This window comes from Thalassospira profundimaris, assembly GCF_003326755.1.
Classification (GTDB): domain Bacteria; phylum Pseudomonadota; class Alphaproteobacteria; order Rhodospirillales; family Thalassospiraceae; genus Thalassospira; species Thalassospira profundimaris_B.
This window is the reverse complement of the sequence record NZ_JPWH01000019.1, coordinates 72,209-85,550: the sequence shown is the minus strand read 5'-3', so window position 1 is coordinate 85,550 and position 13,342 is coordinate 72,209. Positions and strand designations below refer to the sequence as shown.

The 13,342-nt window shown below is 53.9% G+C and carries 18 protein-coding genes; 16 read left to right on the top strand and 2 right to left on the bottom strand.

The window, feature by feature from the left end; all coding sequences use genetic code 11:
• Positions 1-3 precede the first annotated feature (3 nt).
• Positions 4-1,011: a phage portal protein gene (locus TH25_RS18640; RefSeq protein ID WP_114089806.1), complete on the bottom strand. Its 1,008-nt coding sequence runs from the start codon at positions 1,009-1,011 to the stop codon at positions 4-6.
• Positions 1,012-2,796: a terminase large subunit domain-containing protein gene (locus TH25_RS18635; RefSeq protein WP_114089805.1), complete on the bottom strand. Its 1,785-nt coding sequence runs from the start codon at positions 2,794-2,796 to the stop codon at positions 1,012-1,014.
• 148 nt (positions 2,797-2,944) lie between these two features.
• On the opposite strand from TH25_RS18635, the gene TH25_RS18630 reads away from it, so the two are divergent.
• The 16 genes from TH25_RS18630 (at position 2,945) to TH25_RS18550 (ending at position 13,335) form a co-directional block, all read left to right on the top strand.
• Positions 2,945-3,730 (top strand): GPO family capsid scaffolding protein, encoded by a 786-nt coding sequence (locus TH25_RS18630; RefSeq protein WP_114089804.1) that lies wholly within the window; start codon positions 2,945-2,947, stop codon positions 3,728-3,730.
• 40 nt (positions 3,731-3,770) lie between these two features.
• Positions 3,771-4,778: a phage major capsid protein, P2 family gene (locus TH25_RS18625; protein WP_114089803.1), complete on the top strand. Its 1,008-nt coding sequence runs from the start codon at positions 3,771-3,773 to the stop codon at positions 4,776-4,778.
• Entirely contained in the window at positions 4,778-5,437 is a 660-nt protein-coding gene (gene gpM, locus TH25_RS18620) for a phage terminase small subunit (protein WP_114089802.1), read from the top strand. The genes TH25_RS18625 and gpM overlap by 1 nt, the downstream gene beginning before the upstream one ends.
• 102 nt (positions 5,438-5,539) lie before the next feature.
• The gene (locus TH25_RS18615; protein WP_114089801.1) at positions 5,540-5,998 is read left to right on the top strand and encodes a head completion/stabilization protein; all 459 of its coding nucleotides are present in this window, start codon (positions 5,540-5,542) and stop codon (positions 5,996-5,998) included.
• Positions 5,998-6,198 (top strand): tail protein X, encoded by a 201-nt coding sequence (locus TH25_RS18610; protein ID WP_073955807.1) that lies wholly within the window; start codon positions 5,998-6,000, stop codon positions 6,196-6,198. Before TH25_RS18615 ends, TH25_RS18610 begins: the two co-directional genes overlap by 1 nt.
• Positions 6,199-6,200: 2 nt before the next feature.
• Positions 6,201-6,395 carry an HP1 family phage holin gene (locus TH25_RS18605; RefSeq protein ID WP_073955806.1) on the top strand — a complete coding sequence of 65 codons (195 nt, stop codon included), beginning with the start codon at positions 6,201-6,203 and terminating at the stop codon, positions 6,393-6,395.
• 252 nt (positions 6,396-6,647) lie between these two features.
• Positions 6,648-7,097 (top strand): transglycosylase SLT domain-containing protein, encoded by a 450-nt coding sequence (locus TH25_RS18595; RefSeq protein WP_114089799.1) that lies wholly within the window; start codon positions 6,648-6,650, stop codon positions 7,095-7,097.
• 2 nt (positions 7,098-7,099) lie between these two features.
• Entirely contained in the window at positions 7,100-7,486 is a 387-nt protein-coding gene (locus TH25_RS18590; RefSeq protein ID WP_114089798.1) for a hypothetical protein, read from the top strand.
• A gap of 164 nt (positions 7,487-7,650) precedes the next feature.
• Positions 7,651-8,076, top strand: coding sequence for a phage tail protein (locus TH25_RS18585; protein ID WP_114089797.1), 426 nt, complete (start codon positions 7,651-7,653; stop codon positions 8,074-8,076).
• Positions 8,076-8,540, top strand: coding sequence for a phage virion morphogenesis protein (locus TH25_RS18580; protein ID WP_114089796.1), 465 nt, complete (start codon positions 8,076-8,078; stop codon positions 8,538-8,540). Before TH25_RS18585 ends, TH25_RS18580 begins: the two co-directional genes overlap by 1 nt.
• Positions 8,541-8,616: 76 nt before the next feature.
• Positions 8,617-9,078 (top strand): phage baseplate assembly protein V, encoded by a 462-nt coding sequence (locus tag TH25_RS18575; RefSeq protein WP_114089795.1) that lies wholly within the window; start codon positions 8,617-8,619, stop codon positions 9,076-9,078.
• Positions 9,078-9,371, top strand: coding sequence for a PAAR domain-containing protein (locus TH25_RS18570; protein WP_114089794.1), 294 nt, complete (start codon positions 9,078-9,080; stop codon positions 9,369-9,371). The genes TH25_RS18575 and TH25_RS18570 overlap by 1 nt, the downstream gene beginning before the upstream one ends.
• 3 nt (positions 9,372-9,374) lie before the next feature.
• Entirely contained in the window at positions 9,375-9,722 is a 348-nt protein-coding gene (locus tag TH25_RS18565; RefSeq protein WP_114089793.1) for a GPW/gp25 family protein, read from the top strand.
• On the top strand, positions 9,719-10,648 hold the full coding sequence (locus tag TH25_RS18560) for a baseplate assembly protein (RefSeq protein WP_114089792.1): 930 nt from the start codon (positions 9,719-9,721) through the stop codon (positions 10,646-10,648). Before TH25_RS18565 ends, TH25_RS18560 begins: the two co-directional genes overlap by 4 nt.
• Positions 10,645-11,259: a phage tail protein I gene (locus TH25_RS18555; RefSeq protein ID WP_114089791.1), complete on the top strand. Its 615-nt coding sequence runs from the start codon at positions 10,645-10,647 to the stop codon at positions 11,257-11,259. The genes TH25_RS18560 and TH25_RS18555 overlap by 4 nt, the downstream gene beginning before the upstream one ends.
• Positions 11,260-13,335, top strand: coding sequence for a phage tail-collar fiber domain-containing protein (locus tag TH25_RS18550; RefSeq protein WP_114089790.1), 2,076 nt, complete (start codon positions 11,260-11,262; stop codon positions 13,333-13,335). It begins immediately after the preceding gene.
• The last annotated feature ends 7 nt before the right edge of the window (positions 13,336-13,342 follow it).

The window sequence follows — 13,342 nt, the reverse complement described above, 5'->3', positions numbered from 1 at the left end:
CAGTTAAAGGTTAATGAGTTCTGACCCTAGATAATCTTGAAACCCTATTACCTTTTCCTCGATCATATCGTTCAACCCCTCCAGCGCCGCCATCACGGGCCGAATTTCGTTGTTGTGAAAAACCTCTGCGGCGTCCTGAATGCTGCCAAAGCCCCCGGCATTGACAGGAACGACGCCTAACAATTGTGGTGGCACCCGATGTGCGGCCAGAATGTCGTCGCGGGTGACGTTTTTCATCGATGAAAAGTCATCCTTTGCCGTGACTTCCGACATCGGGATGACCTGAATGCCTTCCTTTTTGCCGTTGGGCGCGTAATAGAACAGGTTACGGAAATTGCCCGGACCTTTGGCATTTTTCATCGCGTCACGCAGGGCATCAATATCCTCGGCATTGGCCGCCGCATCATTCACATACAGGATAAAACCCGCGTGACTGCCATTCAGGTAATATTTGCGGCGAAACAGTGTAGCCGCCTCGTTTAACCAGGCCGATTGCAAGGCCGATGTATAGGCGGGCAAACCATAGATTTCCTGATTGATATCGGGCTCTTGAAGGTGGGCAATGCTGCCCGGTTCAAATTCGTGTTCCTTGCCGTCAATCAACATGACATAGCGATTGTCTTTTTTGACCCGGGTCCAGCGGGCAAGAGCGGTCGTCACGTCCAGGAGTGTGCCCATGCGGGACCAGTGCAATTCGGCAAACAGATTGCCAAACACCAAATAGTCGGTCGCCATGCGCGTGAATTCGTGGCGTTTCAGGTATTTTGACGGGATGAAATGCGCGGCCAACTGATTAACCTTGAACCGGATCGCACTTTCATGATGCGGGTTGGAGGGCAGCGACCTTGCCAGCCCGTCAAAGCTGATAGGCGGTTCGTAATACGAACCGTTAAACGCCGAATGGAAATAGGACATTATATCGCGTTTGTTCAGCACCGGTTCAGGATCACCAAAGGTGAAAGCCTGGGCTTTGGGGGCCGGTTTTTCAGTGCGCTTTTTTGCCTGCGCCATTTAGCAAATCTCCACAATGGATCGCCGCTGGCTATCTGCGCCAACGGAAACCCCGGTTTCGTTAAAATCAAGGAAATCGATACGGTCAATCGCGTGCATAATTGACCAGGCCACATCGGCGTGGCCGGTTTCTTTGGAACGGGACGCGGCAAAGGTCATTTGCCCGCCAGATGCCGTGCTGGTTTTGCGGATCGACATGAAAGCCATACACACATCCGACCAGCCCAGATCGAATTGCAGCATTCCCTTGCTGATCAGATGCTTTGCCTTCAGAACCAGGCGGGTTTTAACCTCGGCGGAATATTTGATTGGCACTGCCGCCGGGAAAAACGCCTGGACAAGCTGGAAAACACCACTGCCGATTTGCGTGGCATCGATGCCGATATGCTGAACATTGTATCGCTGGGTTAACCGGCGGATGATTTCGGCCTGCGCGGCCCAGTCCGAACCGGTGGCATTGATCTTTTCAACAACGCGATATTTGCCTTTGCTGTGTTGCGGCGGGGCCACCACCACAATCGATGCCTGGTCGCCGCCTTCGGACGGATCATAACCGATCCAGACCGGCAAATTACCCAGCGGGCGGTCGGCAAATGGGGCAAAGTCCTTTTCCCAGACTTCCCACGCATCGACCATGCACTTGCGCAATTCGTCAAACAGGAAGTAACTGGCGGTATCGTCCACCCATTCACACATGAACAGGTTGCGAAAATCCTGATCGTTGTATTCGCGCTTTAGCTGATCAATATCGAACAGATCGCAGCCGGATGCCACGGCATCCATGATCGTGACCATTTGGCGGAACTGCCCGTCTGGCCCGACTGCCCCGTGTTTCAGGGCTTCATGCGAAACATCGAACGTGGCGCGATCTGCCTTGGCCCTGCCCTTGTTAAAGGCTTCGCCGGACCAGAAGGCATTGGCATCGTGATTAATGGTGGATGGTGTTGAAAAGTAGGTTTTCCGCCATTTCTTGTGCGTCGCCATTGCCGAGGCGACCTTGCGGAATTCCAGAAATTTACTGATCCACGCATATTCATCGAGATACACATGACCATGATAGGACTGCGCGGTTTTGCTGTTAGTACCAAGGAAATACAGCGTTGCGCCGTTCCAAAGGACAATCGGGTCGCCCTTCAGCTCGACGTCGGTCACTTCGCGCACAAAATCAAGGATATATTGCTTGAAAACATGTGCCTGGGCCTTGGAGGCCGACAGGAAAATCTGATTATCGCCGGTCGTTATCGCATCAATTAACGCCTCGCGGGCAAAGTACCAGGTCGCCCCGATCTGGCGCGATTTCAGGATATTGCGTTCGCGGTATTTTTTCGCCGCTCCCCATTCGATCTGGTAGTCATACAAACCGTCCTCAAAGGCATTAACCAGCTTTTGAACCTGTTCTTCTGACAGGAAGTTTTTCTGTTTGCCCTTGGCCTTTTGTTTTTTGGCCTCGTTCCGGTTTTCGATCTTGGGGTTTAAGTCGGCCTCCTTTCCGGTGCGTTCGTATTTCTGTATGCGCGATGTCCGTTCCAACAGGATTCCGAGCTGGTCAATTTCCTTCAGGTCGGTTTCTGTTTTTTCTTCCTTGGCAATCAGGCGCAACAGACGGACATCAACGGCACTTTCCATTTTCACCACAAGCGGCGTTTCGTCCCATTTGTCGCGGCGTTTCCACGCATCAACGGTGCCATAGGGCACACCCAGCCGTTTGGCAATTTCGGCCACGCTATATGCCTGATGGTAAAGATTACGCGCTTCCATGCGCCTGCTTGCGTCGGTGTGTGTCATGCCCGCAGGTTACAGACACCGCGCCTTACAGCATTTGCAGGGTGGTTGTTTTGTCCGTTAACAACCACCGGGGATTTGATGTTTCCCCCCACTTGTCAGCAGCATTGGCGAACTTTGATGCCGTTCCCTGACAACAGAAGCTGAAGCGATGAAAACCAAATTTTTCCGTGTCGCGACTTCCGGCAAAACGATTGATGGCCGCGAAATCTCCCCCGAACAGATCAACCAGATGGCCGCAAACTATGACCCGGACAAATACGGGGCACGGATTAATTGCGAACACATCATGAGCCTGCGCCCCCAGGGTGAATTCCCCGCATATGGCGATGTTTTGGCCCTAAAAGCCGAAGACGACAAAGACGGCAACCGCGTTTTGCTGGCGCAAATCGATGCGACTGATGCTCTGGTCAAACTCAACAAGGCCCGCCAGAAAGTTTACTGGTCGATCGAGATGAACCCGAACTTTGCGGGTACCGGCGAGGCCTATTGCCAGGGACTTGCCATTACCGATAACCCGGCCTCGCTGGGTACGGAAATCATCAAATTTACCACCGAGAATTCCGGCAAGCTGCCCGAAAACCTCAAATCGCAAGCCGTCGAGGGCAACGCGATCGAGGCAGATGATGAACCCAAAGCCAAAGGCCTCGACCTGTTTGCCCGGGTAAAACAGATCCTTGCAGGCAAGGCAAAAGCCGACGACGCCAATTTCAGCCAGATCGAACAATCCACCCTTGCGATTGCAGAACAGGTCACGGCACTGGGCACCGAGCTAACCGGCAAGGTCAACACAAAGGACCATGAAGCCCTTCAGGCGGAAGTCACCAAGTTGAACCAGGTCATTACCGATCTGACGGAAAAGCTGTCGACCGAACCCGCCAGCCCGGGTCGCGCCAAAAGCACCGGTGCCGCATCCGAAAATATGACCGACTGCTGATCCGCAGCCTTCCAATCTTCTGTTACAGAACGGAATTCAGATGAAAAACAATACCCGTAACATGTTCAATGCCTATGCCGCGCATATCGCGCAACTGAACGGTATTGATGACGCCACCACCAAATTTTCTGTTGAACCGACCATTGAACAGAAAATGGAAGACCGCATTCAGGAACAGGCGGACTTCCTGCAGGAAATCAACATTGTTCCTGTTGATGAAATGTCCGGGGAAGTCATTGGTCTTGGCATCGACAACCCGGTCGCAAGCCGCACCGATACCACGAACAAGGATCGCAGTCCGCGCCCGGTAGGCAGCATGACGCGGCGCACCTATACCGCCAAGAAAACCGATTTCGATACCTATATCACCTATAAGCAGTTGGATACCTGGGCAAAATTCCCGGACTTTCAGCCGCGCCTGCGCAACAAGGTCATTGAACAGATTGCGCGTGACCGCATGATGATCGGCTTTAACGGCCTAACGGCAGAACCTGAAACTGATCTTGCGTCGAACCCGTTGCTTCAGGATGTTAATACCGGCTGGCTTCAGCACATTCGCAACGATGCGGGAGAGCGTGTCCTTGACGGCATCAAAGTTGGCGATGGTGGCGACTATAACAACATGGATGCCTTTGTGTTCGATGCAGTAAACGAACTGCTTGATCCCTGGTACCGCGACGATAGCGGTCTGGTTGCCATCACGGGTCGCGCCCTGCTTTCCGATAAATATCTGGGCCTGGTCAATGCCAATGACAAGCCGACGGAAAAAATCGCGCTACGCACCTTGATGTCAAATAAAACACTCGGCAATCTGCCGGGTATGGGGGTGCCGTTCTTCCCGTCACGGGGAATCCTGATTACCAAAATGTCGAACCTGTCGATCTACTGGCAGACCGGTTCGCGCCGTCGCCAGATTGCCGACAACCCGAAACGTGATCGCATTGAAGATTTCAATTCGGTCAACGAGGCCTATGTCGTCGAAGATTTTGGCGCGTGCGCCCTTCTCGACAACATCCTGTTGCCAGATGGTGCCGGGGGCTGGAAATAATGAAATCCCCTGCACGCAAACATTTTGAAACAACCCTTGCCGCAAAGCAGGCAGCCGCCCCGAGCGGGGCCGCCGCCGTCCCGGCAGAGGCTGGTATTGCGGCAAAATTTCGCGCCCTTCTCGCCAGCCATAAGGCAATCCTAAAAGCTATCCAAAGCAGAGTTGAAAAGGCAAACGTCAAGGCCGAGTTACTGCCGGAATATGACAGCTATATTGACGGGGTGATGACCGCGCAAGCTGGCGCACAGGATGATATTCTCGTCACGATCATGTTGTGGCGGCTTGATACTGGCGACATCAATGGTGCGCTTGAAATTGCCGCCTATGCCCTGGATTCCGGCATGACAATGCCAGAGGGCTTTAATCGCAATATCGCGACCACCATCCTTGATGAAATCGCGGACAACGAACCCGCGATCGAGCAATTGCCTGCCCTGCTTAACGCGATCGAACTGACAAACGGGTTTGATATGCCCGACGAAGTTCGCGCCAAAGCCCATAAAGCGGCGGGCACCCTGCTTGCGGACACCGATCCGGCCAGTGCGGTGAACCACCTTAAAACCGCCCTGCAATTCAATCCGAAATGCGGGGTTAAAACCCTGATCACGAAACTCGAAAAACTGATTGCTGACGCCGACACAAAACCGGCTGATGCCTGACCAGGTCCCCCCGGCGCGGCGGCGGCGCGAATGAAGGATCACAGATTTATCTGTTGCCCCTTATTTGGCCGTCGCCCGCCTCCCCTTTGAGCGGGCAGCGCCATGACCAGCTTCATCCCATCGGGCAACCCGAATACGAACAACAGCACGATCGAGAATGACGGATTTTTTCCCGACATCGATCTTGATGACATCCGCAACCGCACAGGCCTGACCGATATTTTTACCGACATGCAAATCGCGACAGCAACGCGGGACGCCATGATCGAAACGAATGCGGTTCTGTCACAGTGGCGCACTAGCCAAGTGGCCGACCGCCTTGCCGATGTGCCATGCGCAACATATGGCGATACACCTGAAAAGGTTCACCTGTATCTGACTGCGATTTCTGCCCGTGTACGATCTTTTATGGTCGATACGACACGCGACTATGACAGCACAAAATCCGGCCATGATCGCGCCGATGCCCTGGAGGCAACGTCTGATCGCTGGCTTCAGGCATGGAATGAGGCCTTGTCGCGTCTTATGGCCAGAAAGCGGACTGTCGTGGAATTGATCTGATGAAAACCGTTCGGGCACAGCAAAACGATACCGTTGATCTGATTGCCTTTCGCCATTTCGGCGACAGCACAATGGTTGAAGCCATTCTTGAGGCAAACCCGGGCTTGGCCCGTTTGGGCATTCATTTGCCCCACGGCACCGAAATCAACCTGCCAGACCGCAAAGTCACACCGTCGCGTGGCGTCAACCTATGGGATTGAAGATGGATAAAACGACGATCACCGCCTACGCGGCATCGGGGTCCGGCTTTCTGGTGGGGCTATCGACAAACGAAAAACTCGCAATGCTTTCTGCCGTGGTCGCCATCGGCACCTTTATCGTCAATTGGATTTACAAGCACCTGCATTACCGCCTGGCACTGAAGGCCGCGAACCTGAAAGCAGAAAGGAAAACGTGATGGATTTGATCATAGTGCTATCGATCCTGTTTAAATGCGCCTGCGCCATGATCGCATTTTTCGCAGCCCGCCTTTCCCTAAGCAGTCTCGACAAACGCACTCACTTTGATTTCAAATCATGGATTAGGCGAGCAGATGATCAGGCAATTTCTATTTATCTTGGCTGTCGTATTTTGGCCATTTGCATCCTGTTTGGCTGGGTCATTTCCTGATCAGTACGATAGTGATTTCAGGAAATCGACAGGGCGATACATGCCCGGCGTGGATTGGCGGCTGCTGAAATCCCAATGTTGGCAGGAATCACGATTTAAAACCGGGGCCATTTCGCCCGTTGGCGCTATGGGCCTTTGCCAATTCATGCCCGGTACTTGGGACCAGATTGCGGGCGAATTGGATTTTCCGGCCAATGCGTCTGCCTTCGCCCCTGAATTGTCGATCGAGGCGGCGGCCTACTACATGGGGCGGCTTAGGGCACAATGGTCTGCGCCGCGCCCCGAAACCGACAGGCACAGCCTGGCGCTGGCCAGTTACAATGGTGGCCTTGGCAACATTCTGGCAGCCCAGGCCAAATGCCAGGGCGCAAATGGCTATGAACAAATCATCACCTGCCTACCGCAAGTCACCGGCGCACACAGTCGCGAAACCATCAACTATGTCGATCACGTCTGGCGCTATTTCAAAATCATGTTGCTGGGGGACTGACCATGCCGGGGCTCGCAATTTTGCGATTAGCCGGTGCAAACTGGAAACTACTTGCCGGTGTCGCGCTGGCAACCACCATCGGTTTCCTGTGGTTGCGCCTTCAAACAGTCAATGCCCAGCTTGAAGCGAGACAAGCCGATGTGCGCGAACTTAGAACCATCAACCGGTCAAACGTTGCCGAAATCAGCCGATACGAAGCGGAAAAACGTCGTGCTGACGCTGCCATCATTGCCGAACAAATACGTCGCCAAAAAGTCACATCCCAGCTTGATGAATTACGCAGGGAAATTACCAGTGCGCCGCGCAATGGGTGTGTTGGCCCTGCTGTTCACGGGCTTATTGACAGCTTGCGCAACGCCGGTGCCGGTCACAAAGATCAAACTCGTTAAACAGAATATCCCCGTTGAACTAACCGCATGTGCGCCCCGGCCAGCCCTGCCGGAGCTACCCGTTACCGATGCCAAAGTCGCAAATCTTATCGTCAATCTGATTGAAGCGCACGACGACTGTTACGGCAAAATCCGGCGCATTCACGAATTACAGGAAGGCAGACATGCAAAAGCTGACTGACGCCCGAAACTTCCTGCTGAAATCGGGTCTGGGCATTAAGGCAAAGGAACTTTTGACCTTTGCTGAAAAAGGCACGGTTCGATGCCTACAGGGCGATAGCACAACAAACGCAAATTTCCAGATCAATTATGTCGCTCACCTGATCCTGACAGACTATGCCGGAAACCCCGAAGACCTGTTATTTTTGATGACCAAATGGGTCGATGAAAACTGCCCGGACCGCGACCAGGACGCCCTTGAATTTCATGTCGATATCATCAACACCAAGGCCGCAGATGTGTCGATCAAGGTCAATCTAAGCGAAACAACTGTTGTTGTGTTGGAAGACAACGGCACCCGATTGAATTACCAGCGCGATGCCGATGTCCGCGATATCGATATGGGCACCTATTTTCCCGGTCTGACGTAATGGCACAAGGCGAATTCAATGGCTTTGAAAGGTTTGATGCCTGGATAGAACAGGCCATAGCCTCATTGTCACCGGCAGGCCGCAAACGCCTGCTGCGCGACATTGCCCGGGAAATCCGCAAGCGCAACAAGCAACGCATTACCAAACAACAGGATCCCGAAGGAAAGCCCTGGGAACCGCGCAAACGCGACAGCGAAGGTAAAATACGCGGGGCGAAAAAAATGATGCTGGGTTTTCGCAAGGCGCGTCGCATGCAAATGACGGCCACACCGCAAGGCGCATCGGTAGGCTTTACCGGCAAAACCGCTGCAATCGCGGCGGTTCATCACTTTGGCTCGGTTGATTATGTCGAGGCAGGCGGCCCCCGCATCAAATATCCTGAACGCCCGTTACTTGGCATCTCAAGGGAAGATATGGCGATGATCCGCGACCGGCTGATTAACGAGATTGCCAGCGGGCACTAATCGCCAGTGGTTGTTTCATAATCATTCAACCAGTCGCACCATGACCACCCTTTGAAGCTGTGGTCATCATCGGCGCATGACAGAAAACGCCGAAATCCTGCGCATGATCCAGAATTTGATCGCTATCGGAACCATTACCGATGCAGATCACGCACGCGCATTGGTCAAGCTGGACGTAAATGGCAGAAAAAGCCAGTGGCTACCGGTGCCCGGCGTGATTGGTCAAAACCATCGTGGCACCAATCATTTGCGCCCCGGCACGCAAGTCGTTGTCGCATCTCCCAGCGGCGACCCATCTAACGGCGTCATCCTTCAGGTTCTTTATTCAGGCTCTCTCCCCAGCGTATCGACCGACGGCGCGGTCGATATCGTTCAGTGGGAGGACGGCACCATCGCCAAATACGACACCAACAGCAAAACCATGACCCTGAACAGCGTGGGTGATCTCGTATTAACGGCTTCCGGTGCCATCCGCATCAAGGCTGGCGGTAAGCTCTCGCTGGATGCCGAACATATCAGTGCGCTGGAGGATTCCTGATGCCCGCAGTGACACTGAAAGGCCACATGGGATCGGGCCACGGCTGTTGGCCGCCACGCCCAAATGTCGAGGGCGAAAGCCGTTTCACGGTGCGCGGTATCCCGGTTCATTGCCAAGGCCATGCCTGGGGGGCACATACCTGCCCGTCGATCCCCGAAACACACGCTTCTATTCTGGCCGCTGGTGCGCCCCGGTTTACCGTTGCCGGTCGCCAGATTGGCCGCATTGGCGATCCGGTTGCATGTGGTTCAACCGTTGCCCAGGGCGAAACCCGCTTCACGGTTGGGGGCTAAGACATGACCTATGGCATCAGCAACCTGACCAGCACGGCACTTACGAAACGCAATCATATCGGCCAGTCGGTTCGCGATATTCTGACCACACCTGTCGGCACCCGTGTGAAACGCCGCGAGTATGGGTCATATATTTATGATCTGATCGACAGCCCGGGCAACGCCACCGGGGCCAGCCAGCTTATTGCCGCGACCGCCGATGCAATTGAACGCTGGGAACCGCGCCTTGACCTGCAAAAGGTCTCTGTTTCCGTGGGATTTGATGGCAAAGCCGAAGTCGCACTTTCCAGCCATATCAAGGATGATGGTGAAGCTGTTACCTACGAAATCAAGGTAGGGGCAGCATCATGACAACACGCTTTGACGCCATTGATCTGGGCGCGCTTTCCGCCCCTGATATTGTCAAAACAATCGATTTTGAAACCATCCTTGCCGAACGCAAGGCGCGGGCAAAAGCCCTGTTTGACGCTGCCGGTATTTTACCGGACTGGGATTCCGAACTGGAATCCGATCCGGTGGTGAAACTGTTGGAAGAAGCGGCGCTGCGCGAAGTCATCCTGCGCCAGCGCATCAATGACGCGGCTCGCGCCTGCATGATCGCAACCGCCACAGGGACTGATCTCGATAATATCGGTGCGCGATATCATGTCGCCCGCCAAGTTATTACCCCCGCCGATAATACGGCTGTGCCCCCTGTGCCGGCCGTCATGGAAAAAGACGAAGCCTTCCGTATTCGTATCCTGCTGGCCTTTGAGGCCCTAAGCACGGCTGGCCCCATCGGCGCATATAAATATCACGCCCTTTCGGCGCATCCTGATGTTTACGACGTCGATATCGCCAGCCCCGAACCGGGCGTTGTTATTGTCACAGTCATGTCAAACAGCAATAACGGCATCCCGACCAATGAAGTCGTTGCCGCCGTTGATGATGCCCTGAACAACGAAGACGTTCGCCCCCTGACAGACAGGGTATCGGCCAAAGCCGCGACCACCATCAATTATAACGTTCGCGTTTTTCTTCAGGTCTATTCGGGGCCTGATGCCGAAGTCGTGCGCAAGGCGTCCGAAACCAGCCTGAACGCCTTTATCGTGTCACAACGAAAATTGGGCGAACCGGTTACGATCGATGGCTTGCACAAAGCCGCCCGTGTCGATGGCGTCCGCAAAGCCATCATCTATTACGGTGATGGCACCACTCCATTTACCGACATCGAACCGGCAAACGATCAATTCGCCTTTTGCATTGGCCTGACCGTCACTGTGCTGGAGGCGAAATGAGCCTTTTGCCCCCAAACGCGACCGACCTTGAAAGGGCCCTGGAAAAAACCACCAGCAATATCGACGATATCGATGTGCTGATTGATACGCTCTGGGATCCCTGGACCTGCCCTGCCGCTTTTCTGCCGTGGCTTGCCTGGTCCTTTTCCGTCGATACGTGGGATCCCGCCTGGCCCGAAATGGTCAAACGCCAGGTGATCGATGAAAGCTACGAAGTCCATCGCCGCAAAGGCACACGGGGGGCGGTCAAGCGCGCCCTGAAGGCTTTGAACCTTGATCCTGTCACGATCATTGAGTGGTTCGAGAAAAACGAACCAGGCCAGCCCTACACGTTTGAAATCGAATTCGGCTCCGGCGGCGGACTTTCTGCCGATGACCAGGACAAAATTTATCAAACAGTGATGGCCACCAAAAATGTGCGTAGCCACCTGGCCGACATTCGACACGCCATCGAACCGGCCAGCGCCTTGGGAATCACCTGTGCCGCCAGCGCCTACACCATCACCGACGCGGCGCTGGATTGTACCGGTACATCGGCAGTCAGTAACGCCGCCGTTGCTGGCGTGGCCTGTGTCTTTCGCACTGCTACCATCGACATGAGGATCGATTAAATGAGCGAACTGTCGCTATCCCCTGTTCTAACATCCGCAGGCCTTGCCGCTGTCGCTGCCGCTCATGGGCAAGGGTTACAGGCGAAAATTACGCATATTGCCCTTGGCGATGGTGGTTATGCCGTCCGCGATGCCAGTGATGCACCGCTGGCTGCCGCCCAGGCCCTCACCGTTATGCAGTCAGAACAGGTGCGCGTCGGCGTTTATGCCGGTGCCATCCCCGGCCCGCAACAGATCGTAGTCGAAGCGCGCATCGATGCAGGCAAACCCAATTTCTGGGTTAAGGAAGTGGGCTTTTTTCTGGAAGACGGAACGCTGTTTGCAATCTGGTCCAGCAATACCCTCAATCTGGGCTTTCGTGGCGACCTGGTGCCGTGGGTGTTTCGCTTTGCCCTAGCCTGGACGCAATTGCCAGAAAACGCCGTCACGGTCGAATTTTCAGGCGATGCTGGCTATTCCGACTTGTGGGGCCGTCTGAATGACCACATCACGTCGAAAGACCCACATCCCTCCCAGATCGAACCGGCCTTTCGCACCGATTGCGACCCCTGCATGCTTGAATTTGCGGAGCCGGGTGAAAACCTGCCTGCTCCGTTTGTGTTTTCGCGGGGCGGTAAAGGCATTGGCTTTAATTCACTTGGTCAATACACAATGGTCGAAAGTGGCACGCAGCGTGATTGGTTCGACCCGGAAACCCAAGAATATAAGGGGAAATTGACCTTACCGGCTTACGGCAGTTCATGCGCGAACTGGAACGCAACCCCAACAGATTTAACCGGTATTCAAGGGCCTTACGGCGACGCAAAGGCCGTGCTTACTGTCGTTGATGACACCAAGGAACTTGGCAAAGTTCACATCCTGAAACAGTTGCTACACGAAGGCACCTTAAACGGGAATGTTTTCAAGCTTGATAATAGCTTGGGGACCAAATCTACATACGTCACAGTAATCGGCAACACCAGTAGTCCCGGTTCAATTTCCACTATCTCCGCCTGGTGCCGCACCGACAACGGCGGTGTCATTGATATGGCTGGCGGTTTTGGTGGGCAAACGTTTTCTAATACCAGTTATGAGCGCATCCATAAAACCGTGGACATGCCCGATGGTGTCTCGGCGCGGTTAGCCGTGGTAGCTGATCCAGGCGCAACCGTTTGGTTCATCCTTAATCAGTGTGAAGTCAGCCCGGCCCCGTCATTTGTCCCTGTTATTACGCAGGGCGCGGCTGCTGTAACCGTATCTGACGTTCTAACCATCGGGCCGGTTGAAGCCGATACCGTTTTTGAACAGGATTTCACCGCCTCCATTAGTGGGATTTCACCAGTCAACGATGGTGTAATTTCACAAGACGCAACACACGGCCTTGTGGTCTCCAGTCCGACCACAGGTGCAGTAATCGCAGCAATGGATGTGCCATCGTCATGGCAAGGCAAGCGGTTCAGATTGTTGTTTCATGCTGTCAACGGCTATACGCGAACATTCTATTTTATTGGGACTGGTGGTGTTTCTTTGGGGTTACGTCAAATCAACCCCGGTTTCGCTGGCGACATCACTATCCCCCACGGGGCGCTTGAATTGCATATGCGTGCTGACAGCGTACCTTCAAATACCGATGTTTATTGGTCAGACCTGAAACTTACCGAACTGATCCCGTTTGAAGGCTGGGATAGCGATGCTGACGGCCACACGATCCTGCTCGATACGCAAAATCTCTTTGAAGGTACTAACGGCGTCATAACCGAACTTTTCAGAGTTTCTGATGGCACATTAAACAATTATCTCATCGTATACCAGGCGGCGAATAACGGCCAAATGAGCTTAGCCTATAGAGGTAATGGTACCACCGGCACGTCTCTTTTGATCGCGCAAACTGGTCCGACGGACGTACTAACCGCGCTTGCATTTGATATGGCAAATATAAGGTTTAAAAAGACCGGGGCCACATCGGTTGGTGGAAGTCCTGTCGTGATGCCAGAGGGTCTGAGTCAAATAAAATTTGGCACCTCCCTGTTAAAGAGGTTTGCCGTCTACACCCGCTATCTCCCTGAAGCTGACGTAAACGCGATGGTGCAAAAATGATGCAACC

What these genes read in the sequence shown, in the direction of transcription:
- TH25_RS18550 (WP_114089790.1), top strand. Translation starts at nt 11,260, where the DNA reads ATGAGCGAACTGTCGCTATCCCCTGTTCTAACATCCGCAGGCCTTGCC.
- TH25_RS18630 (WP_114089804.1), top strand. Translation starts at nt 2,945, where the DNA reads ATGAAAACCAAATTTTTCCGTGTCGCGACTTCCGGCAAAACGATTGAT.
- TH25_RS18640 (WP_114089806.1), bottom strand. Translation starts at nt 1,011, where the DNA reads ATGGCGCAGGCAAAAAAGCGCACTGAAAAACCGGCCCCCAAAGCCCAG.
- TH25_RS18605 (WP_073955806.1), top strand. Translation starts at nt 6,201, where the DNA reads ATGGATAAAACGACGATCACCGCCTACGCGGCATCGGGGTCCGGCTTT.
- TH25_RS18610 (WP_073955807.1), top strand. Translation starts at nt 5,998, where the DNA reads ATGAAAACCGTTCGGGCACAGCAAAACGATACCGTTGATCTGATTGCC.
- TH25_RS18590 (WP_114089798.1), top strand. Translation starts at nt 7,100, where the DNA reads ATGCCGGGGCTCGCAATTTTGCGATTAGCCGGTGCAAACTGGAAACTA.
- TH25_RS18565 (WP_114089793.1), top strand. Translation starts at nt 9,375, where the DNA reads ATGACCTATGGCATCAGCAACCTGACCAGCACGGCACTTACGAAACGC.
- TH25_RS18555 (WP_114089791.1), top strand. Translation starts at nt 10,645, where the DNA reads ATGAGCCTTTTGCCCCCAAACGCGACCGACCTTGAAAGGGCCCTGGAA.
- TH25_RS18635 (WP_114089805.1), bottom strand. Translation starts at nt 2,796, where the DNA reads ATGACACACACCGACGCAAGCAGGCGCATGGAAGCGCGTAATCTTTAC.
- TH25_RS18615 (WP_114089801.1), top strand. Translation starts at nt 5,540, where the DNA reads ATGACCAGCTTCATCCCATCGGGCAACCCGAATACGAACAACAGCACG.
- gpM (WP_114089802.1), top strand. Translation starts at nt 4,778, where the DNA reads ATGAAATCCCCTGCACGCAAACATTTTGAAACAACCCTTGCCGCAAAG.
- TH25_RS18580 (WP_114089796.1), top strand. Translation starts at nt 8,076, where the DNA reads ATGGCACAAGGCGAATTCAATGGCTTTGAAAGGTTTGATGCCTGGATA.
- TH25_RS18575 (WP_114089795.1), top strand. Translation starts at nt 8,617, where the DNA reads ATGACAGAAAACGCCGAAATCCTGCGCATGATCCAGAATTTGATCGCT.
- TH25_RS18585 (WP_114089797.1), top strand. Translation starts at nt 7,651, where the DNA reads ATGCAAAAGCTGACTGACGCCCGAAACTTCCTGCTGAAATCGGGTCTG.
- TH25_RS18595 (WP_114089799.1), top strand. Translation starts at nt 6,648, where the DNA reads ATGCCCGGCGTGGATTGGCGGCTGCTGAAATCCCAATGTTGGCAGGAA.
- TH25_RS18560 (WP_114089792.1), top strand. Translation starts at nt 9,719, where the DNA reads ATGACAACACGCTTTGACGCCATTGATCTGGGCGCGCTTTCCGCCCCT.
- TH25_RS18625 (WP_114089803.1), top strand. Translation starts at nt 3,771, where the DNA reads ATGAAAAACAATACCCGTAACATGTTCAATGCCTATGCCGCGCATATC.
- TH25_RS18570 (WP_114089794.1), top strand. Translation starts at nt 9,078, where the DNA reads ATGCCCGCAGTGACACTGAAAGGCCACATGGGATCGGGCCACGGCTGT.